This is a genomic window from Armatimonadota bacterium, from assembly GCA_016789105.1.
GTDB lineage: Bacteria > Armatimonadota > Fimbriimonadia > Fimbriimonadales > Fimbriimonadaceae > UphvI-Ar2.
In genome coordinates this window covers 37317-59166 of the sequence record JAEURN010000001.1, presented here as the reverse complement: position 1 = coordinate 59166, position 21850 = coordinate 37317, and the positions used below count along the sequence as shown (strand labels likewise).

The window sequence follows — 21850 nt, the reverse complement described above, 5'->3', positions numbered from 1 at the left end:
AATCGGACGCTAAGATAGGGAGCCTTTCACGATGAGCACAGCCGCAATCCCAGAAGAGCCGCAGATCGCCCCGACGGGTTTTCCAAAACTAACCGTCGATGGGGTGCGCGAATGGGCCATGCAACCCCAAGTCTTGGGGGGGGGCGCCATCATCGCGCTTTTCCTGGCCGCATTCAGCACATTCTCGGTCACGACTTTTCAGCTTTGGATCGAGCCGGACAGTTATTACCAGCACGCGCCGCTGGTGCCCTTTGCCATGGGCTACCTGCTCTACCATAACCGGGAGAAGATCCTGGCGGCGCCGATCAAGCCGACCCTGTGGCCGCTGCCGCTGTTGATTGCCATTTGCGGCTTGCAGATCGTTGCGATGTGGACCTTCTTTTTGGCGCCCCAAAGTCTGCTGTTTGTTGCCGGCCTGGCCACTTTGTCGTTGATGTTCTATGGCTGGCAGCGGACCTGGCACATGTTGCCGGCGATCGGTTATTCGATCATGGCGTTGCCGATTTGGAACCGCATCATCGACGACCACACGAACAACCTCCAGATCTGGTCGACTTCCGGGGCCTATTACCTGCTCAAGATCATTGGCATGGAGCCGTTCCGGGCCGAACCGACGGTGATCAACTTACCGCACTATAACCTGTACATTGCAGCCGCCTGCAGCGGGATGAAGCTGACGCTCGCGTTGATCGCTTCGACTGCTCTGATCATGATGATCGCCCGGCTGAAGTGGTGGGGCAACTTGATTTTGCTCGGGCTGATGTTGCCGCTCGCGGTGGCGATCAACTCGCTTCGGATTGCACTGATCGGCATCTTGGGCAACCAATTTGGCAGCGACGCCGGCGAATGGATGCACCATTACGGGAGCTACGGCACGTTGCTGCTCGCCTTTTGGATCCTTTACTTCACGGCTAAGAAACTCGGGTGGAAAGTATGAAACGCGTGGCAATCGTTGTTGCGCCGGTGCTGGCAATCATGGCCGGAATCGGCATTTATGGTTCTGCACCCAAGGGGGCAAAGCACACCGAGGCGTGGCTTGAAGACATGATGCTGACCGAAGTCGGCGACTACCAGCTTGCCCCAAAGGAGTTCGGCTCCAAGATCAGCTACAAAATGGGCGACGTCAGCTACGAAGTCCTGAAGCCGATCGGCATCGCCTGTCAGATCATGGAAGACTCGAAGGGCAACCAGATCGACGTCGTGGTGATCGCCGGTGATTCGATGGAGGCCTTCCACGACCAAAAAATCTGCTTCAACGCTCAGGGTTGGACGTTGACCACTCTGGAAAACCGCGAGTTGGAGACCAAGACCCGGGGCAAAATTCCGATCACGTGGATGACCATCCAACGGGGCGATTCGCCGAAGCAGGAAGCCATGTACATTTTTCGCACACCGAATGGCTTTGCCAATTACGACAGCGCGAAAATCGAATTCCTGAAAGCCAAGGTCAAAGATCCGTTTGCTGAGACGCTCGGATTCTCGTACCGGTTCGTGAGCATGACGCCGGGGATCACGGAACAAGACCTGCGCGAGTTTGCCGCTAACTATATCGACCAGCTGAACGAGTCGACAAAGGGCATCCTTTAAAGTTTGCCTAGGCAGAAAAATCTAAGGGGCGGGTTCCTCAATGGAACCCGCCCCTCATTGTTTTGAAGGCCTGAGATGATCCTTAGGCGCCGGTGATGTGGGCGTCCTTGGCGCTCACCCGGTTGGCGACATACCCAAGGAACGCCGGCGACGACGCTTCCAGGTTGGCGACGGCTTCGCGGAATTCAGACTTGCTGGCCCGGCCGGGCTGCCAAATGAGGATGGAGGCATCGGTTGCGGCCGCCAACGAGGGCGCATCCGCAAGGCCGATGACGTGCGGCGAATCCACAACGAGCATATCGGCCTGGGCCGTCAGCATGTTGATGATTTCCTGCATGCGGGGTGATCCCATGACTTCTGTCGCATTGGCGGGGATTGTGCCGCAAGTGACGACATACAGCCCGTCGACGGTGGTCGGCTGAAGGACGTCGTTGACGCCCGCCGAACCGATGAGCAGGTCACCCAGGCCCGGCTTATCCTGCAACCCAAAAAGCGTGTGGATTGTCGGGTGCCGCATATCGGCATCCACCAGGATCGTCCGCTGGCCGTTGAGGACAAAAGCGATAGCCAGGTTGGAAGCCACCACCGATTTGCCTTCTCGCCGGAGTGTGCTGGAAACGGTCAGCGACTTCATTTCGCTGGCCCGGCCATGCACTGCAATGTTGGATCTGAGAACCCGATAGGCTTCAAATGCCAGGTTGGTTTGCGGGTTTGTGATGATGGGGTGTTTGCTGCGGCTGCGATCCGGGATGTTGGAAAGGTTGCTGTGGCCGGAAAGGACATAGGCTTCCTCGCGGCTGTTGACCTTGTCCAGCGAAGAGTCGCGGACGATGCTGAAGACAATGGCCAGGGCCAACCCGAGCACCGAAGCGATCGCCATCGTCACGGCCCAGTTCGGCTGGGTTTGTTCGGCAAAAATGGCACCCGTAACAGGTTCAACGGTCGACCGGACTTGGTTGTTGCGAAGGGCGACGCGATCGCGCAACTGTTCCATGTTCACGATGGATTGGGTGTGGAGCCCGATCCTCCGTTCAAATTCCCGTTGTTCTTGGGTGAAACTCCCCAGCGCATCGAGCTCGGCTTGTCGTTGATCCACGATGCGGCCCAGTTCAGTGCGCCGGGAGATGGCGGCATCTTTGTTGGCATTGGCTTCGCTCAGGCGGCGGACGGCGATATCGTATTCAGGGTTGTCCTCCATCAACGTCGCCTTCAATGAGCTCTCGAGGTCGGCGATGTGGTCTTCTTGGACTTTGATTTGGGCATCGACCTCTTTGACTTGGGGTGCCGTATCTTTGTAGGTTTGCACCAGTTCCGCGCGGCGAACCTTGAGGAGGTTAAGTTGTTCGCGGGATTGGTTGACCCGTTCGTAGTTTTGGAGGTCGATGAGGCGGGGACGCTGTTTGGGCGTCCGGGCCAGGGCTCGCTCGGCTTCGCTGGCATTGGCGAGCGCGGCTTGTTCGATTCCTTGGGATTCAACGAACGTCAGGCGGGCTTGGGCCAGCTGACCTTGTCGGAATTGGATTTCTGACGTGCTATCGACGACGCGTTTTGATTGCTTGAAGGCGGCAAACTCAGTTTCTGCCTGTTTGAGGGCGTCGGCTTCTTCTTTTAGCCGTTGTTCAACAAATTGTTGGGCGCGCGCGGCGGCTTCAGTCCGTTTGCTGTCGCTGAACCTTTGGAATGCTCGGGGATAGGCTTCAGCCAATTTCTTGACTTGGTCTTTGTTCCCGCCATCGACCAGGAGGTTGATGACGTTGCTTTCTTTCTTTTGCACGACCGAGACTTGGGGGAGGGCCCGGTATTCCTCCAGCGTTTGCGGCCTTTCGATGCCAGCTTCTTCCAACGCATCGAAATAGACTTTGGGGGTTTGGATCAGTTCGACTTGGGTCGTCAGGGGATAGACGGCACCCGGGACGGTGATATCGGCGGCGATGTTTTCGGGGGAGGGGCTGATGCCGCCTCCGTTGGTCCCTTCAACGAGCATTTCGGCCCGGGACGAGTAGCGTGCGGGGAGGATGAGGCAGATCGCCACCCCGATGGCCAAACAAACGAGGAGGGTGGTCCAGAAGACCCCTTTGTTCCGTTTGATCGAGTTGATGAACTCGGTGAGCGTGACCGACGAGGTCTGTTCCGGCACCTGCCAGGTTTGGGGGTCGCGTTCTGCCGTCGCCATGTTGATATCAGTGTCCTGCAAACTGGACGGCCTAGGATACCTGTCCGGGTTCAATTTTCGGTTTTTTGGGTTGGAAAACTGAGCCTTTTCGAGGTTTGGCAGCTTAACCAAGGGTCAAAATGACTCCGGAATGCCTGAATTGGTTGTTGAGAGGTGCGACCGCACCGGAGTGGAACCGAGGGGCAAGTGGGACAGGGTCATCTTCTTCGACCGTGATGGGGTCTTGAACATTGACCACGGCTATGTTTCATCCAGGGATCGGTTCGAGTGGGTCGCCGGGGCCCTGGAAGCGATTTCCAACCTGGATTCCATGGGGATCGGAGTCGGCATCATCACCAACCAATCCGGAATTGGCCGGGGGTATTACCGCGAATCCGAGTTCCTGGAGTTGATGGAATGGGTTTGCCACCAGGCCCCGATTCGGTATGTGGCCTATTGCCCGCATGCCCCAGAAGCCGAATGCCCGGGCCGGAAACCCGGGCCGCTAATGGTCCAGAAAGCCTTGACTTGGTTCGGTTGCCCGCCGGACCATGCCGTCTTGGTTGGGGACAAGGAATCAGACATGGAGGCGGCGCGCAACGCCGGCATTCGGGGAGCACAATTCACCGGGGGAGACCTTTTTGGATTTGTGCAAAAATTATTGTAAGAACTTCTTGACTTCCTGCGCTTTTTCGGTCGGCATCACCAAGATTTGCCCATCGGTGACCACGACGGCTAATCCTTGGACGCCCAATAAGTTGACCACCTGTCGGCCGAATTCGTTGTAAACCACGTTGTCATGCGACTCGATGACCTTGGAGGGGCCGACAGCCACGTTGCCGTCGGGGTCGGGCGAGAAAGAGCGGGCAATGGCGTCCCACGCCCCCAAATCATCCCACTCGAATGTCGCCTCGGCCACCAAGACTTTGTCGCTTTTTTCCATGAGGGCGTAATCGATCGAGATGCTGGCAAGGCCCTCGAAGGAGGCATCAGCCGCCGCCCCGTCACCCCTGGCGATTTCACCGGCGATTTTCCGGGTACCGGCCGCCAAATCCGGTTGGTGACGCTCCATCTCCGACATGAAAGTCGGGAGCGTGTAGAAAAACATGCCGCTGTTCCACAAGAAGTTGCCGGCGGAAAGGAACTCTTCGGCGGTTGCCCGGTCAGGTTTTTCCGTGAACTTATTGACTTTGAAGACTTCGCCGACCGGCTCCCCGCAATCGATGTATCCAAAGCCGGTTTCGGGCCGGTCGGGCCGGATGCCGATTGTGACGATGGCGCCTTGGGATTCCGCGGCATCCATGGCGCGGTTGGCGGTTTCTTCAAACTGGGTTTGGGTGTGGATCCTTTGGTCGGCGGTCAAGACGGCGACGGTGAGAAAGGCCCAGTCATCCGGGTATTGGGCGATCAGGTTTGCCGCCACCCAGACCAGCGCGCCGGCCGTGTTGCGTTTTGCGGGCTCGGCCAGAATGTTCGGCTTGGGGACTTGCGGGCAGGCCGTTCCGCTCATTTCGGCAAGGTGCCGGGCCGTGGCGATGTAGGTTCGGGCGGGAGAGGAAAGTGCCGCCGCCCGTTCGACCGATTGGGCGAGCAACGTTTTGTCGGGGTCGGCCAGCTTGAGGAATTGCTTGGGCCGCTCTTTGGTGCTCACCGGCCAAAAGCGTTCTCCGGAACCCCCGGCCATCACGACGGCAACCCGTTTGTTCATTGTTCTTTCCGTTTGTAAACTCCGTCGATCAGTTTGTGTCCGCTCAGGACGATTTCAGATTCGGTTTTGAACGAAATCGTGGCATCGATTTGGTCGGGGAGGCGTTCCTGAGCCGATTTGCCAGCCATTCCGCGGAGTTTTTCCAAATCCGGGGGAAGGGAGAGGTGTTTGATGGCGAGCCGGTTTTGATCGCGGGTGTAGTCGCCTTGAAGGGCCACATCCTGCCCAAACGCGCTGATTTCGATCTTAGCCTTGCCGCCGCCAAAGGTCAACACCACCGGCCTGCCATCTTCCGAAACCCATGTCCCTTCGATGCCCGGTTCCGCCATGCAGGCGGCCAAGGAAAAACCCGCGATCAGCAAGATGGTGAGTTGGGCAGCGCGGCGCACGCCAGAAGTGTATCCTTAGCGCCTGTAGACGAAAGGGATGTTTGCCGACGAAACCCGAGCCCGTGCTTTGGCCGACCGCATCTGCACCAAGATGAACCGGCCGATCCGGGACGACCTGTGGCGGCTTTTCGGTGTTTGGCCCAATGCCGATGACGGCCTTGCCCGGTTCGAGAGGGTCGTGTCTGCCATGACCGGCCCTGGGGCGTTCGCCGACCAGTTCATCGCCATCCCGGAATTGGCGGCGGGAGTGGTGGGTTTGGTTTGTCTGAGCTCGCACGCGACCGACGTTTTGACCCAAAACCCAGAGTTGGCGGGTTTGTTGCTGGACCCCGGGGCGCTTTCGTCGATCCGGGGCCGAGAAGATGTCATTGCCGAAGGACGTCGGATGCTTTGCCACACCAGCGGTTATTCGCACCAACTCGACCGGCTCCGGTATATCAAACAAGAGCGAACCTTGTTATTGGCGGCCCAGGATATGGGGAATCTGATCCCTCAGCCTGAGATTTGGCGGGGCATCAGTGAACTTGCAACCGGTTTGATCCAATTGGCCCTCTCGGTTTCGTGGAACCAGTTCCGCAAACGGGGAGACCATCCGGAGGTTTGCCCAATCGGGGTTGGTGTTTTGGGCAAGCTCGGGGGATTGGAGTTGAACTATTCGAGCGATATTGACTTGGTTTTTGTCATGGGAGAAGGGATCGCGGAGCCCGATGCGCGCAAGTTTTGCGAACTGTTCCGCTCCGCGTTGGCCGACCGGATGGGCCGGGGCGACCTCTACCGTGTCGACCTCCGACTCCGGCCATTCGGTTCCCAGGGCCCGCTCGCCAACCCCATGCCGGCAATCGAGCGGTATTACGAAAATTACGCCGAACCTTGGGAGACGGCGGCTTTGGTCAGGAGCTTTATGATCGCCGAGCAGCCGGGCTTGACGGAATGGTGGGATTCTTTGAGGCAAAGAACCGTCTTCGCCGGCCACCGCACCGAGATGTTTTTGGGAAACCTGCTTTCCATGCGGCGCCGGGCCGAGTCGTCCGTCGGCCCCGGCGACCTTAAACGCGGTCCGGGCGGGATTCGCGATGTCGAATTGACCGTCCAAGCGGCGCAGATTTTGAATGGCGACGAGCACCCGGGACTGCGGGGACGTCCGACGGTGGCCATGCTCAAAGAGGCGGGTGCCTTGGGCGTCATCGACCCGGCGATGGCAGAGCGGCTATCCCAAAACTACATTTTTTTGCGCACCGTGGAGCACCGGATCCAGATGGTTTCCAACCAGCAGGTCTACTCATTGCCCGACGACGAATTGGCCCGGCGAGTGGTGGCGTTTTCCCTTGGCTACGGATCCGCGATTCCACTTGAAACCGAACTCAGCGCCCGGAGGACCGAAACACGGAGGGATTTTGAGGCGGTGTTTAGCGGGATAGACGGGAACAGCGATCCTGCCGACGGTCTGGATTGGCTGGAAGACCGCTACCGTTCGGCCGTCGCCGAAAATGCCACGAGCCGGGATCGGTTGCAGGCTATTGCCACCGAGGCACCGGCCCTCATCCCCCAATTCGCCCTCGCGGCGGGAATTCTGGACCAGACGGTGAGTGGGGAAGTGGAGGAACCGGTCGATCCCCGGGAGCGGTTCACTTCCTTACGGGCTCACTATTCCCGCGATGAAATGGCCCGAGCCCTGAAAAGTGGATGGCTGCGGTCGTGTGTCCGGGCCGTATTGACACCCGAGACGCCGTTCGGCCCCGAATTCACGGCGCACCTCGACGCAGCGGTCGAAGTCTTGGCCCTCCATTGGGGCCCGGCGTGCTCGGTCATCGCCCTTGGGAGCTACGCCGCCGGCGAAGTTTCCCCGAACTCAGATGCGGATGTGATCGTCTTGACGACCGAGGAGGGCCGAGAAGCGGCCGAGCGGGGCGTGCAGTCGTCTTTGGTGGAGTTGGGACGCCTCAAGTCGGCGGGTGCCCCGTTCGAACTCGACTTCCGGTTGCGGCCCGAAGGCCGCAATGGACGGCTCGCCGTCACACCGGAAGGGCTCCGCCGGTATGCCGCGACTTTCATGGAGCCCTGGGAAAGATTTGCGCTGGGGAGGTCGCGCGTGGTTTTTGGGCAAGGGGCAGTGATCGAAGCGGTGAACGAAGTGGCCTATGGAGACCCGTTGAACGAGGACGAGATCGCGGCTTTGCTCCATATGAAAGACCGGATCGAACGGGAACGGGTCAAACCCGGACTCCACTGGCGGCACATCAAATTGGGGTCAGGCGGAATTGATGACATCAATTGGCTGTTGCAGTTGGGCATGCTGGCCCGATCCGACATGTTGAACCTATCGGGGCCGATCCCGTTGACGACGCCGGAAAGGGCCAAGTTCTTGGTTGCAGCGGGGTTTTTGGATGTCGTCGAGCAGGAAGTCTTGACCGACGGGCACGCCTACCTGTGCGACCTCCGCAACCGCCTCAGCTTTTTGGGGATCGGCGACGACGTCTTTCCAGAAAACCCGGACAAACTTGCCATCTTGGGGCGGCCATTTGGCGAAGAGGACCCGAACAAGGTGATCGAAAGGCATCAACGCACAGTGGAGCGGATCCGTACGGTTTTTGAAGAGGGCATGGCGAGGATGGCAGGGTGATGGTCAACGGGTGGGTCTTGGCGGTTGTGAGCTTCTTTGCCGGGTCGATCCCGGTCGGCTACCTTGTGGGAAGGGCTCAGGGAATTGATGTGACCCAAGTCGGCAGTGGGAACATCGGGGCCACGAACATCGGCCGGGTGCTGGGGAAAAAAGCCGGTGCGTTTTGCCTGGCCATGGACATTTTGAAGGGGCTTATCCCGGCGCTCGTTTTCCGCATGATTGTGGACCGACCGATTTTCGGCTTTGGATTCCGGAGCGAAGATTTTGGATTGATTTGCGGGGGTCTGGCCATGCTTGGCCACATGTACAGCCCGTTCTTGAAGTTCCGGGGTGGCAAGGGGATTGCAACGGGTCTGGGAATGCTTTTGGGTTCGGCGTGGCCGGTTGGGATCTCTGTGCTCATTGGGTTCGGTGTTGCCTTTGCCTTGACCCGGATTGTGAGTCTGGCCAGCCTGGTGGCGGTAGCCACCCTGCTTGCCGCCGGGTTTTATTTCACACCCCCGCCGCTTTTTTGGTCGGTCTACGCCTTGTTGGCGGCGGTGATTGTTTGGAAGCACCGGCCCAACATCGAGCGGCTTTTGAAAGGCGAAGAGAAGCAATTTGCGTTTGGCAGCCAGGAAAAAGTCGACCCGGTTCCCGGCGGAGACTCCCCATCCGACCTGGATGGGGGCGATAATACGTCTGGGAAGTAGCACCGTCCCGGGTGCGCCTGTTGCAATGGAGATCAGCCCACCGCTCATCCTGGCGTTTTTGGTTTGGGTTCCGGTCGGCATTTGGATTTATGCCGTCATCAGCTGGATGGTCATGGCGGATATGGACACCGGAACCGGAATCATTGCCTTGGGTGCGGCGGCCGGGCTTGGGATTTCAACCAGTTTTGCCCCAGACCGCAGCATCGCTTGGATCCCGTTCACGGTTGCCGTCCTCACGGTCGCCCTTTTCCCACTGGTAAATGAGTCGTACCGCAAATACATGCTGTTCAAAATCGACATTGAACAGATCGAGGACATCTATGGCCGGCTGCGGGCCAACCGGGACGACGTTTACGGCATGATCCGCCTGAGCGAAGTCCTTTACGGGATGGGGATGCAACACCCGGCGATTACCCTGTTGGAAAGTGCGCTCCGGGAACGCCCCAAAGACCTGTTCCCATCGGAAACCCGCACCCTGGATGGGTGGCAGCGGAATTTGGGCAAGATCCCTTTGCGTCGGGAAACCGCCTGCTTGGCCTGTGGAACCGGGAATTCGCCGGCGCAGTTTTTCTGCCGCAAGTGCGGTGCCGAATTCCTGCTCGAAATGGCCCGCCGGCGCTGGGTGGGGTTCTCGTCCTGGGCGCTGCTGTTCTCGGTTTGGGGGTTGCTGGCCATCGCTGTAGCGGCGGCGCCATTCTTGGGGAGTTCGCAGGTCACGCCCGAGATCCGCCTTGTTGCCGGGATCGTCGCTTTGGTGGTCGCATTGGGTGGGTTCGGGATGCTTGCTTGGCGCGGGGTCCGCGGGTGAAGCGGCTCGACTTCTACATCCTCAAGGAGATGCTTGTCCCCTTGATCGCGGGGACACTCGTCATCGGCTTTTTGTTTGTTACAAATGAGTTGATCTGGCTTTTCAAAGAGATTGACGTGAGTTCAATCCCCCGGGAAGCGATCCTCAAATTTGCCCTACTTTCGGCCCCAAAGTGGTACCAGTTGATCTTTCCGATGGGCGTGACGTTTGGCAGCTCATTGGCGATTTCCCGGCTGGCTCGGGAGGGGGAGATCACGGCCATGCGGGCGGCGGGGATCTCCATCAGCCGGATTTTGTTGCCGGTTGCCGTGGTCGGGGCGGCTTATTCCGGGCTCAGCCTCTACAACTCTGACAAAGTCACCCCTTGGGCGGGGCGGGAATACCAGCGTCTGGTGATGGAATTTGGGATAAGGGCCCGGATCAGCCGGATCGAACAAAACCAGTCCATCAACCTGCCTCCTTATTCAGCCAACATCGGCTCCGTGAGGCAAGTGGGCGACGACGACCTTGAATTGAAGGACATCCTCCTTTACGAACGGCCCAAGCCGGGCCAGGTCTATTTTTATTCGGCTCCCTCTGGCCGGTATTCCAAGGGGGTATGGACGTTTGAAAACCCGGTTGTCCGGATCATCGAAGGAGAGAGCCTGATCATGGTGAATCGGGTGAAATCGATGACGATCAACCAGCGGATCTCTTTGAGTGACTTCTTCCGTGATGCAACCCAAAACGAGCGTTCCAATGCGCAGTTGTGGTCCGACATCCAGGCGATGAAAAAGGTCAACCGCATCGTTCGGAGCACGGAGGTGGAGTTTTATTCCCGTTTTGCCGGGGCGGCAACCTGCCTGGGATTCGCGGTGATGGGGGGGATCTTGGCCATCCGGTTCCGCCGAGGGAGCGCGTTCCAAGGATTTTTGATCAGCTTGGTAATCGTGTGGCTTTATTTTAATGTCCAGGTGATGTCTTCTGAAATCGTCGGGCGGATCGGTTGGCTTCCACCGGTTGGCGCGGCTTGGCTCCCGTTTGTGTTGATTTGCGCCGTCACGGCTTTGGCAAGCTGGAGACTGAGTTGAAGATTTGCTGGTTTATCTTGTTGTTATTTATGTTTTTCACTGCATGGGCTGACGGCCCCAGCCTGCCCCTGACGGTGCAAGAGCAGCCGCAACAAGGTGTTTTGCCCCCCGCCTCGGCGTCAAAAAGCAAACCGCTCAAAATCGTCTCGGCCGACAAGGCGAGCCGTTCGGGTCAAGACGTCCTTTTGGAAGGAAATGTTGAGATCGAATATGAAGGTTACACGCTAAAGGCTGACCAAATCAAAGGCAATCTCGACACCCAGGTTTTTGAGTTACACGGGAATGGGTTGTTGACTGGCGAAGGAGATCGCGTCGAAGGCCAGGATGTCCGGGTCGATTTCAAGGCGAAAGTGTATGAGCTGTTGGGGGCCAAAGCGGTGGTGACGCCCGCCCGGATCCAGGGGCAGACGACAGGCCCATTTTATGTCACAGGCGGCAAGGTGCAAATGCGCCAGCCGCACTTCCACACGGTGGATGGGACGATTACGCCCTGCGATCTTGACCACCCTCATTTCTCGTTCGATGCGCGGGATGTTGAGATTGAGCAAGGGAAAAAGCTGGTTCTGCGGCATTTTGGACTGGAGGTTTTTGGCAAAAGGGTGATCGGGTTGCCTTACCTGTACATCCCATTGGTGGACGACCGCCCCCGCTACTTGCCGGAGTTTGGGCAATCGCCGGACGAAGGGTATTACGTCAAGTCCCGCTTCATCACGCCGCTCCATGGTGAGGACACTTGGGAAACCCGAGCCGACTACATGACGAAGCTTGGTCTGGGGCTCGGAGGAGAGTACAACTATGACTCCCGAAACTTGCTTGGTTCAATCGGCGCCTACACACTCACTGGGCAAACCGACACCGTTGTGGCGAACTGGAAGCATGCGCAACGGTTTGGGGCTTCCCGCTTGGACATCGACGCCCGCCAGCAAAGCAACAACTATTTGACGGCGCCCGACACGACAATTTTCAACGGCCGGGCGCAGCTGACGGTGCCAAGCCGGACCGGGAACACGACGCTGGGTTACACGCGCAACTCCAGCAACACGGGTGCCTTTGGTAGCGTGTCGCAAAGTTTTTCTGCCGGTGACACGCGGACATTCGGCCCGGGAACCCGGACGAACTTCAGCGCCACCTGGTCAGATTCGAGCAGCAGCAATTCCGGCTTGGTGCTGAGCGAGAGCGAACGGGTCGACCTGAGGTTCAACGCCCAACAAGAATTGCGGTCCCTGAGTGCCGACCTGCTTTACCAGCGGTCAGTGCCGGTCGGCCAATCGCAGAGTTTTAGCGCAGCCAGCGACCGAACGCCTCTCTTGACTCTCAGGTCGGATTCCCGGCGGTTGTTTGGCGGGGGTATCGGCGCCTCGTGGCCCTTCCGATTCGAAACCAGCATCGGCGAACTAAGCAACCTGGGAGGGGACAGGATCACCAGGATGACTTTTCTCAGCGATCTGAACCGGAGCGACAAGCTTGGATCGCAATTGACCCTGGATACGAACGGGCTTTACAGCCAAGGGGTTTACAGTGACGACACCGCCCAATACCAGCTGGGCTATGGGGGCACCCTCCGCTGGAGCTTTGGGGGGAATTCGTCGGTTCGGCTCAGTTACCGCAATCAGAAGCAGTTCGGGTTTACGCCCCTCGCCATTGATTTGGCCGGCCAAAACGACGCCTTCCAGTTTGGGGCAGACGTCAACCATGGCAAAGGGTGGCGTTCCACGCTCTCAACCGGTTACGACGTTTTGGCGATTGAGCGGCAACAGACCCCTTGGCAAATCGTCTCGTTGGGCACTCAGTACCGGGGCAAAGAGAGCAGTTTCCAGCTTGCGGCCAATTACGACACCTTTAACCGAAACTGGGGGATTTTCCGTGCGGATTCCAAGTTCAACCTTTGGGGAACCGGGGTGGCGGCGAGCGTTCGCTATGACGGGAGCCGCGCGGTTTGGGGGGCGGCCAGCCTCCAAGTCGAAGGGTTTCGATTTGGCCAGCTGACGACGGACGCGATCCTTTTTTACAACGGCTACACCAAGCAGATGGAGGCCCAGCAATACTCTTTCCGATACGACCTCCACTGTGTTGAAGCGGTTCTGGAGTTGACGGACTTCCGGAGCGGGTTCCGGAGCGGGCGACAGATCGCGTTCTTCATCCGGATCAAGGCCCTGCCGTTTGGCAGCGACTTTGGATTTGGTCGTCGGGGTCAGCGTTTTGGCGGCGGATCGGGCGGATTTGGTTTTTAGGCCTATGTTTTCAGGCTTGGATGCAATATAATTGCATTATGATTGCAAAAGCAGGGGTTGGGTCGGCGTTGCTTGCATTGCTTGCCCATGTCCCGTGCTGTGGGCCGACGGCTTTGTTTGCCTTTGGCGGGCTGAGCGGTGGGGCAGGATGGGCCGAACACCTTGAACCGTATCGCGGTTTGTTTTTGGCGATGAGCGCCATGAGTTTGGGAGTGGGTTTTTGGGGTGCTTACAAAAAACCACATGCCTTCCACGATTGCGGGACTTGCACTTCTGAAGCGCATGCCAAGCGTAAGGCCGCGATCGGGGCCATGTGGTTTGTGGCCGCCCTTGTGGTTGGAATCACCATCGTGGGGTTTGTTAACGAAGCTGGGCACGTCCACTAGACCAAACTCCACCGTGGATTCTGTGTTGCCAGACGTGAAGGGTTTCACGCCCGGACAAGTTTGGCAACCCGCACAACCGTGTTCGTCCCATAGGGGTAGCCGGTGGGGTGGAGGGTGAGCGAGCCACCGTCCTGATCGATTTTTAGTTCCTGCCCGGAGTCCATCCATACAGCGCGATTGTACGGACCGCCAGGGTTTTTGAATGTGCGCGGGACGGTTCCCCGGGCCGTTGTCCCGCTGGCGCGGGGGTCGGCGGTGGCGGTGAGGTCGAAGACGAACAGATAGGCGTCGTCTCCATTCCGCACGCCAAAGTCGCCCCCTTCGCCTTCGATGGGGTCCAGGTTCCTCAGGTAGATGGGGTTGTCATCGCCGCCAAACAGCCTGACCCATTCGCCCACTAGGTGGAACAGCGCCGTTTCGTATTCGGGCAACGCCCCGGTTTTGGTTGGGCCAAGGTTCATGAGGAAGTTGGCCCCGGCGTGGCGGGTACGGCAGAGGTATTCGATCACCGTCGCTGGGCTGATCATGTTGTAATCGCGTCCGGCCGACCCCCAATGGTAGTTGGAGGTCATGCACATCTCGCCGGTGTACACCTTTTCGCCTTCGGCGATCTTGGGGCGTTCGGCGTGCCCCCTTTCGAACGTCACCGCATCGATCTCCGGGTGAACGAGTTTGCCTTCTTCGCCGATCCCGGTGTTGTTAATGATTAGGGCTTCAGGTTGGTGTTTTCGAACCATTGAATAGAGGGCGTCGAGTTCCCAATCGGCATCGGGCCGTGACCAATTCCCATCGAACCACACAGTACCGAGTGGGCCATAGTTTGAGCAGATGATTTCGACCGAGTCGCGCAGGTACTGCTGATAGCCTTTCCAGTCGTTCTCAAACCGAGGGTCTGACCAATCCAGGGTGGTGTGGTAGAGGCAGGGCACGATGCCCTCGGCCCGGCACCCGTCGACGAATTCGCGGACGATATCCCGACCGGCGGGGGTTTTGGTCACATCCCAAGGATCCAGGCCGTGCGAATCATAGAGGCTGAACCCATCGTGGTGGCGGCTGGTGAGGGTGATGTATTTTGCGCCAGCGCTTTTGGCCAGTTGGGCCAGCTTGCGGCCGCTGAAATCCGGCATTTCCCACTTGTCCATCAGCTTCATGTATTCATCGCGGGGGATGTTGTGCAAGTGCATTGCCCATTCCCCCTTTTGGAGCAAGCTATAGAGCCCGAAGTGGACAAAAATGCCGAAGGCGAGTTTTTCGAACTTGGCAATCCGGGGCAGGGTGCGGTCTTGGTTGGGGGAAATTGACATGAGCATACGGGCCACGGGATGGGCGGCCAAAGCGGATTGGAGGAGTTGGCGTCGGGAGAGTTGCACAGGCGATCCTGTGCTGGAGAGGATATCAGAATGACAGTGGAAAATGGTCGGGGCGACAGGATTCGAACCTGCGACCCCCTGCTCCCAAAGCAGGTGCTCTACCAAGCTGAGCCACGCCCCGCGACCGGGGGAAGTATATCCGAGCCGGGGGTAGTTGCCTAGCCCAGGCGGCGCGGGAGTCCGCTAATCTTCCCGGTCTTCGCCCGATTTGCGGGAGACGATGCGGATGGGGGTGCCGGGCAGGGGGAACTTCTTGCGGAGCTGGTTTTCGATATATCTTTGATAGCTGAAGTGGAACAGATCGGGGTTGTTGCAGAAGAGTACGAACGTGGGTGGCATTGATTCGGCTTGGGTGGCGAACTTGATTTTGAACGGCTGGCCTTTGCGGGTGAGGGGCTTATCGAACTGCGCATCTTGGATCAGCCGGTTGAGGGGGCCGGTTGGGGCCCGGAACTTCCAATTGTCGACGGCGGTGAAGACGGCCTTCATCACGCCGTCCATGCCGCTGGCCTCTTGGGCGCTTGTGAACCGGATGACGGCATAGTCCATCTCAGGGATTTCGGCCCGGATTTGCCGGGTGAACTCCTTTTTTGCCTCGGTGGTTTTGCCGAGCTGGCCGGTCGGCGGTTCGATGAGATCCCACTTGTTGACGGCGATGACGAGCGGTTTGCCCATTTCCAGCGACATCTTGGCCACGCGCTTGTCGCCGTCGGTCAGGCCTTCTTGGCCATCAATGACGACGAGGGCGCATTCGGCGCGTTCCAGGGCCCTTTGGGCGCGCAAGACCATGTAGAACTCGATGCTCCCTTGCACCTTGCCGCGCCGGCGGATCCCAGCGGTGTCGATGAGGCGGATGGTTCTGCCCTTATATTCAACAACTGAGTCGATGGCGTCGCGAGTCGTGCCAGGGATGTCGCTGACGATGGCGCGCTGTTCGCCGCTGAACGCGTTGAGCATGCTGGATTTGCCGACATTGGGGCGGCCGATGATGGCCAGCCGCAGTTCGTCGACGGGCTCTTCGTTGGGATCCACATGTTTGGCGAGCCCTTCGAACACATGGGAGAGCAGTTTGTCGAACCCTTTGTCTTGCAGGGCCGATACGGGGAAGACATCCTCGCCGACGCCGAGGCTATAGAACTCGGGGCTGGCATCCACCCGTTCTTGGTTGTCGGCTTTGTTGACGACCAGGTAGACCGGGCGTTTGAACCCCCGAAGGTATTCGGCCAGAGCCCAATCGGCCGGGTGGACGCCATCGACCGAATCGGTGACGAACAGCACGACATCGGCCTCGGCCATGGCGACTTCCGCCTGGGTCCGGATCTGGTCGACGAGGGGATCCTCGTCGCCAAACAAGATTCCGCCGGTATCGACCACACGGTACTTCCAGCCCTTCCATTGCGATTCGGCATAGATCCGGTCGCGGGTGACGCCCGGCGTGTCTTCCACAACCGCCAACCGGTAGCCGATGAGGCGGTTGAACATCGTGCTCTTGCCGACGTTGGGCCGGCCGACGATGACGAGGGTAGGGAGACGCAGGGCCATGGATAACCACTCTGAAAGGGGGTGGGATGGGGCAGATTGTGGCAGATGTGGCCGAGGCTCGCCGGGAACGGTTCGGTAACATCTTGCCTTAGTGGAATCAAGGATGAGATTTTTCGCCGTTGCAGCCGGCCTTGCCCTGGTTGGGTGCGCAGTGGCCGATGACGATGCGCAGGCGTGGCGGATCAAGGAATCCTACTGGAGCTTCGAGTCGGGATTCAACGAAGGAAAACCGTGGATTGGGAGCGAGGATGCCCGAACCGGATCGATTTGGAAATTGAGCTATGTTAAGCCGGAATCGCGGTTCCGGTACAAGTCCAACCCCGCCCAGGCCGTCTATTCGGTTTATTACATGCCAACCCGCACATCGGCTTTTGACGGCCACCCTGCCAACACGATGGACACGTTTGGTGTCCAGGTCGGGGCCCGTTATTGGAATGAGTGGATCCCGGGGGTCAACATGTTTTTCGACCTAGGCTGGGGATTGGCCTACAACCAGAGAACGACGCAGGATTTGCCGAACCAGATCAACTCCACCCCCTACTTCGGGGTCGGAACGATGTTTGCGGTCGGCCACCAAGAAATGATCTTTGCGATCCGATGGCACCATATGTCCAACGGGGCATCCAACAACGACAACCAGGGGTTCAACGCCATCCAGTATTCGCTGGGGGTGAGATTTTGACCCTCGCCGACCCGGCCGTGTTGGATGAGGGCCTCGTCTTTTTTGAGCAGTGCGAGCTGCTCGGCCCCGTGGTTCCCCTGCACGAACGGCCAAAATTTGAATTGGTTGAAAACCCGTTCCGCGCCCTGGCCCGCATCGTGACGTTCCAGCAACTGAGTGGCAAGGCGGCCGAGACGATCTTCCGGCGGTTTGCCGAATTGGTGGGCAAAGATGAGGACATGGCCCCCGAAGACGTTTTGAGGTTCGACGCCGACATGCTCCGCTCTGTGGGCTTGAGCCGGCAGAAGGGAACTTACATCTTGAACATCGCGGCCCGGTTTCAAGAACTGGGTTTGGAACCAGATGGGCTCCATTCCCTTTCAGAAGCCGATATTCGAGAGGCGTTGTTGCCGATCAAAGGGATCGGGGAGTGGACGGTCGAGATGTTCTCCATGTTCTATTTGTGCCGCCCGGATGTTTTTTCGACGGGCGACTTGGGGCTGCAAAAGGCCATTCAACCGATGATGAAAGTCGAGAAGGTCAAGCCCAAGGAGATGTTGGAATTTGCCGAGCGTTGGCGCCCTTGGCGGACCTTGGCCAGTTACTACCTGTGGCGGTCTTTGGAAGACCCGATGGTTAACCGCGGCCCGCGGTCGTCTGACTAACGGTGCAGCCTTTTTGCAATCGGACTGGCCGGTTCTGATATTGTAGTGGCATGACACCTGTCCTGCTCGCATCTTTACTAGCCGGTGCGCTACCGGCTGCCGACATGTTGCCCGACATCAGCCTGATGCCCGGCGACCTAGCCGACGCCTATGTTTCGACGTCCAACTCTGAGTTCCCGGCGGGGACACGGGGGTTGCGGTTTTCGACGGCATCGGTGAACTGGGGGGCAGGACGGTATGAGATCCGGGGTGGGGAAATCATCGGCAACAGCCAAGTGGTGCGCCAACGGGTCTACCGGACGGATGGGACGTTTTGGGATCGGCTCGCTGGGACATTCACCTACCACCCGCAACACGGCCATATCCACTTTGACAATTGGACCCAGTTCAAACTCCGGCAGGTCACGGTGGGCAACGGGGTGGGCAATATTGTCGCCACCGGGGCGAAGACTTCTTTTTGCATTTTGGAGTTGAGGCACGCCGATTCCAGCCTTCCGGGCCACAATGACCCGCCTGGCTACACCTCCTGTGGCCAACTCCAAGGCTTGCGTCCGGGTTGGTCCGACATTTATGGGGCGAGCCTTTTTGGCCAGGTCATTGATTTAACCGGGGTTCCCGATGGCATTTATTGGCTGGAAGGGACGGTGGACCCGGACAACTTCGTCCTTGAGTCCGACGAAACCAACAATACTGTCCGCGTCCAAGTGGCGATCGGCCCCATCCCGACAGCGGTTCCCGACGCGTTTGAAGACAATGACTCCATGGCGATTGTGGACGCCCGGACGGAAGGGACGCCCAATTCCCCCAATTTGGGGTTGGTCTTGAACCCGGTGCAAATCGACAACCTTTCGATGGAGGACTCAAACGATTGGTACAAAGTGCGGCTCCATGCCGGGGCGGTTGGGAGTTACATTCAAATGGAATCGCCCTATTTGAGGCAAAACGACCTGAACATGCAGCTGTACAATTCGAACGGTACCGTCGTCCGGAGCTCCACGGGCAGTTACAACTGGGAGAACATCCAGCTGAGCGGACTGGCGGCGGGCACCTACTACATCCGGGTCTACCCTTCCGGAACGGGCAACAACCCGCGCTACCGGTTGACCATCAATCCTTCGGAAAACCATCCTCCCGTCTTGGTGATGAACGAGCCGGTGGCCGGAACCCACTTCGTCGAGAAGTCTTTGGAGACTTTCCCGGTGGTATGGAACGGCAACGACCCGGATCTTGACCCGAAAACGGTTTCGATTTTGCGTAGCCGCGAATTTGGCAACGCGGGGCTGGCCGAGCCGATTCCGGGATACCAAGACATGCCAAACGCGCAAGGTTCGGCTAACATCAACACGGCCGACTTTGCCAACGGTCTTTGGCACATTTTGGGTGTCGGCTCCGACGGCGGCGCCCAGACCCATTCGTGGGCACCTGGCTCGATTTACATTTACATCCGGGGGGATGTGAACGAAGATGGGCATGTCCACATGGACGACTATGAGCGAGCCGTCTCAATCTATCAGCGCAAGCCGGGACTGTTCCAAACCGAACCTTACCGTCACACATTGGATGTCGATGAAAACGGCCGGTTCGACAAGAATGACTTGTTCTTGATTTTGCAACTCGCGAACACCGATCACGACTAGTCGGAACTTGTCAATGTGGGGTGGTCGGATCAATATCTGGCCACCCCTGGGTTTGAATCGGCTGCGAGCGAGTAAATTAGCCAGTGCATGGGTTACCGCCGCACGTTCTGGTTCAACGCGGGAATGTCGGCGTATTGGTTTTCCACGAGTTACAAGTGGTTTATCCTTCTCTTCATCCTGATCCCGGACAAGGTTAAGGACATCGTCCCTGGGGGGGAAAAGAACGCCGCCTGGGGCATGATCCTGGGGACGGGGGCAGTTTGGGCCTTGTTTGGCCCGGCCATTTTCGGCAGGATCTACGAACGGGCTTCGGGGCCTTTCCGCAAACGGTGGCCTTGGATCGCAATCGGTGCGGGCTTGACTTCGGTGGCCGTCCTTGCCGCTTATGGGGCTAACTCATTGGTGGCAATTGGCGCCGCCTACTTTCTGCTGCAGTTGAGCGACGACATCGGCACCGGCCCCTATGCGGGGATGGTCGCCGATTCGGTGCCGGAGAACAGCCGGGGGTACGCGAGCTCGGTGATGGGCGGGTTCAAACTTGCCGGCCAAATCGTTTCGGCGGTTGCGGCGATCGCTTTGTCGAAAATCTTTCCCGGGCGGATCGACCTCATTTTCTATGTGATTGCCGCCATCAATGTGGCCGGTGGCTTGTGGACGGCATGGACCGTGCGCGACCTGCCGGAGGCGGACCGCGAGCCCCGGGAGAGTTCTTTCGTCCACGACTACATCGAGCCGTTCAAAAGCTTTGATTTCCGCGCGGTGTGGATCAACCGGTTCATCGTGTTTTTTGCAAACGGCTGCGTTACGGCCTACGCCCTTTACTTTTTGCGCGACTTGGTGCCGACCTACCACTTGTTTGGAAAGGATCTCGGCGACGAAAAGAGCGCGGCGAACGTGTTGGCCCTGACGATCAGTTTCACGGGCATCCTCGGTTCAGTTGTGGCGGCCCACTATGCCGACAAAATCGGTCGCAAGCCGTTGATGGTGTGGTCGATCGTTGCTCTTGCCGTGTTCCTGGCGCCGGTCGCCTTCCTGCGCGATTACCAGTGGATTTGGGCAGCCGTGGCACTCTATGGGGTCGGAAACGGCATTTTCCAAGCCACCGACTGGGCGATTGGCAGCGATGTCCTCCCGAACCCAGAACGGGCAGCGACGCAAATGGGGGCGTGGCAGAGTTCCGAGACCTCGGTGCAGATTTTTGTCGGTCTTTTGATGGGCCCGCTGATCACTGAGCTCAACAAGGTCTCGATGGGTTTGGGTTACCAGGCGATGGTGGGAATCGCTTGCGTGCTGTTTTTGCTTTCGCTCCCCTCGATCCGGGCGATCAAAGGCGCGCGATAGGGTCATTTGTGGCAATTGGGTGGGGGTGGCCTCTGGCCCCGATTGAACCGGCTACTTTTGGAACAGCGACCTTGCAATAAACAGCAGGTTGGCCGGGCGCTCGGCCAGACGCCGGGTGAAATAGGGGTACCAGGCTTCCCCGAACGGCAAGTAGACCCGGACGTTATAGCCCTCGTCACGCAACGCAGCCTGCAGGTCCCGCCGGATCCCGAAGAGCATTTGCCATTCAAACGAAGACTTGGCGATCTTCCGCCGGGCCACAAATTGCCGGAGGGAATCGATGATGCCGGCGTCGTGGCTGGCAATCGCTGGGTACCGCCCCCGGACTAGGAGTTTTTTGGCCTGTTCGACGTATTGCCGGTCGACATCGGCTTTGGCCGGGTAAGCGATTTCCGGCGATTCTAGGTAGGCCCCTTTGACGATGCGCACCCGGCATCCGTCGCCGATCAACGTTTCCAGATCCTGGTCTGTGCGGTAGAGATAGCTCTGCAAAACCGTGCCGGTATTGGGGAATTCGGAGCGGACTTTGCGGACCAGTTCGATTGTTCTTTGGGTGTAGAGCGAGCCCTCCATATCAGCGCGGATGAAAATCCCGGCGGGTTCCGCCGCTTCGAGCAACCTGCGGTAATTCGCTTCGGCGAGCTCACCGGACTGATCCAAGCCCAGGGCGGTTAGTTTGATGGAGATGTTGATTCGGCTGCACTCGGAGCTGGCGGCAATGCGGTGCAGGAGGTCGATATAGTTGTCGGCCGCCTGGTTTGCGGCTTCTTCGGAGTGGACATTTTCGCCCAGGAGGTCGAGGGTGACAAAGAACCCCTCGCGGGCCAGGGATTCGGCCACTTGGATCCCGGAATCGGCGGTTTCACCGGCAATGAACCGATTGACAATCGGCCGGAAGAGCCTGGAACCCCTCACAAATTTTTCCACTGGGGCCAGGGTTGCCGATTTCAAGATCAGGGTTCGAAAGATCATCGCCGTTGGGATCGGCGCG

At 58.6% G+C, this 21850-nt stretch carries 19 protein-coding genes and 1 tRNA gene; 13 read left to right on the top strand and 7 right to left on the bottom strand.

Annotated features, from left to right (window positions below):
- The first annotated feature begins 31 nt into the window (after nt 1-31).
- Together JNM28_00300 and JNM28_00295 are read left to right on the top strand one after the other, a co-directional pair.
- Nucleotides 32-937, top strand: a complete 906-nt coding sequence (locus JNM28_00300) for an exosortase/archaeosortase family protein (protein ID MBL8066871.1) — start codon at nt 32-34, stop codon at nt 935-937.
- Complete coding sequence (locus tag JNM28_00295; GenBank protein ID MBL8066870.1) at nt 934-1587, top strand: exosortase-associated EpsI family protein; 654 nt, start codon at nt 934-936, stop codon at nt 1585-1587. The genes JNM28_00300 and JNM28_00295 overlap by 4 nt, the downstream gene beginning before the upstream one ends.
- Nucleotides 1588-1669: 82 nt before the next feature.
- On the opposite strand, the gene JNM28_00290 is transcribed toward JNM28_00295, so the two are convergent.
- Entirely contained in the window at nt 1670-3760 is a 2091-nt protein-coding gene (locus JNM28_00290; GenBank protein MBL8066869.1) for a polysaccharide biosynthesis tyrosine autokinase, read from the bottom strand.
- A 130-nt stretch (nt 3761-3890) separates the two neighbouring features.
- Here JNM28_00290 and JNM28_00285 point away from each other — a divergent pair, with 130 nt between their 5' ends.
- Nucleotides 3891-4406 (top strand): HAD-IIIA family hydrolase, encoded by a 516-nt coding sequence (locus tag JNM28_00285; protein ID MBL8066868.1) that lies wholly within the window; start codon nt 3891-3893, stop codon nt 4404-4406.
- Here the strand turns inward: JNM28_00285 and JNM28_00280 are convergent.
- Both JNM28_00280 and JNM28_00275 read right to left on the bottom strand, forming a co-directional pair.
- A complete protein-coding gene (locus JNM28_00280; GenBank protein MBL8066867.1) occupies nt 4398-5447 on the bottom strand; it encodes a mannose-1-phosphate guanylyltransferase in 1050 nt (349 codons plus the stop codon). The genes JNM28_00285 and JNM28_00280 overlap by 9 nt on opposite strands.
- Nucleotides 5444-5836, bottom strand: a complete 393-nt coding sequence (locus JNM28_00275; GenBank protein ID MBL8066866.1) for a hypothetical protein — start codon at nt 5834-5836, stop codon at nt 5444-5446. Before JNM28_00275 ends, JNM28_00280 begins: the two co-directional genes overlap by 4 nt.
- Before the next feature lie 37 nt (nt 5837-5873).
- On the opposite strand from JNM28_00275, the gene JNM28_00270 reads away from it, so the two are divergent.
- Genes JNM28_00270 through JNM28_00245 form a run of 6 tightly spaced genes read left to right on the top strand, consistent with a single transcriptional unit; the run spans nt 5874 to nt 13643 of the window.
- A complete protein-coding gene (locus tag JNM28_00270) occupies nt 5874-8456 on the top strand; it encodes a hypothetical protein (GenBank protein MBL8066865.1) in 2583 nt (860 codons plus the stop codon).
- Nucleotides 8456-9148, top strand: coding sequence for a glycerol-3-phosphate 1-O-acyltransferase PlsY (gene plsY, locus JNM28_00265; GenBank protein MBL8066864.1), 693 nt, complete (start codon nt 8456-8458; stop codon nt 9146-9148). Before JNM28_00270 ends, plsY begins: the two co-directional genes overlap by 1 nt.
- Before the next feature lie 25 nt (nt 9149-9173).
- The gene (locus JNM28_00260; protein MBL8066863.1) at nt 9174-9956 is read left to right on the top strand and encodes a hypothetical protein; all 783 of its coding nucleotides are present in this window, start codon (nt 9174-9176) and stop codon (nt 9954-9956) included.
- Entirely contained in the window at nt 9953-11026 is a 1074-nt protein-coding gene (locus tag JNM28_00255; protein MBL8066862.1) for an LptF/LptG family permease, read from the top strand. The genes JNM28_00260 and JNM28_00255 overlap by 4 nt, the downstream gene beginning before the upstream one ends.
- Nucleotides 11027-11055: 29 nt before the next feature.
- The gene (locus tag JNM28_00250; protein MBL8066861.1) at nt 11056-13257 is read left to right on the top strand and encodes a hypothetical protein; all 2202 of its coding nucleotides are present in this window, start codon (nt 11056-11058) and stop codon (nt 13255-13257) included.
- A gap of 38 nt (nt 13258-13295) precedes the next feature.
- Nucleotides 13296-13643 (top strand): mercury transporter MerT, encoded by a 348-nt coding sequence (locus JNM28_00245; protein ID MBL8066860.1) that lies wholly within the window; start codon nt 13296-13298, stop codon nt 13641-13643.
- A 44-nt stretch (nt 13644-13687) separates the two neighbouring features.
- On the opposite strand, the gene JNM28_00240 is transcribed toward JNM28_00245, so the two are convergent.
- The 3 genes from JNM28_00240 to der form a co-directional block, all read right to left on the bottom strand.
- Nucleotides 13688-15013: an alpha-L-fucosidase gene (locus tag JNM28_00240; protein ID MBL8066859.1), complete on the bottom strand. Its 1326-nt coding sequence runs from the start codon at nt 15011-15013 to the stop codon at nt 13688-13690.
- A gap of 44 nt (nt 15014-15057) precedes the next feature.
- Nucleotides 15058-15134: transfer RNA gene (locus JNM28_00235), tRNA-Pro, on the bottom strand.
- 62 nt (nt 15135-15196) lie between these two features.
- Nucleotides 15197-16555: a ribosome biogenesis GTPase Der gene (gene der, locus JNM28_00230; protein ID MBL8066858.1), complete on the bottom strand. Its 1359-nt coding sequence runs from the start codon at nt 16553-16555 to the stop codon at nt 15197-15199.
- A 103-nt stretch (nt 16556-16658) separates the two neighbouring features.
- Between der and JNM28_00225 the strand changes: the two genes are divergently transcribed.
- From JNM28_00225 to JNM28_00210, 4 genes are all read left to right on the top strand, one after another.
- Complete coding sequence (locus tag JNM28_00225; protein MBL8066857.1) at nt 16659-17237, top strand: acyloxyacyl hydrolase; 579 nt, start codon at nt 16659-16661, stop codon at nt 17235-17237.
- Nucleotides 17234-17881, top strand: coding sequence for a DNA-3-methyladenine glycosylase 2 family protein (locus JNM28_00220; protein MBL8066856.1), 648 nt, complete (start codon nt 17234-17236; stop codon nt 17879-17881). The genes JNM28_00225 and JNM28_00220 overlap by 4 nt, the downstream gene beginning before the upstream one ends.
- 50 nt (nt 17882-17931) lie before the next feature.
- Nucleotides 17932-19518 carry a pre-peptidase C-terminal domain-containing protein gene (locus JNM28_00215; protein ID MBL8066855.1) on the top strand — a complete coding sequence of 529 codons (1587 nt, stop codon included), beginning with the start codon at nt 17932-17934 and terminating at the stop codon, nt 19516-19518.
- Nucleotides 19519-19605: 87 nt separating this feature from the next.
- Complete coding sequence (locus tag JNM28_00210; GenBank protein ID MBL8066854.1) at nt 19606-20859, top strand: MFS transporter; 1254 nt, start codon at nt 19606-19608, stop codon at nt 20857-20859.
- 51 nt (nt 20860-20910) lie between these two features.
- Here the strand turns inward: JNM28_00210 and JNM28_00205 are convergent, their stop codons facing one another.
- Entirely contained in the window at nt 20911-21831 is a 921-nt protein-coding gene (locus tag JNM28_00205; protein ID MBL8066853.1) for a proline dehydrogenase family protein, read from the bottom strand.
- Nucleotides 21832-21850 lie beyond the last annotated feature (19 nt).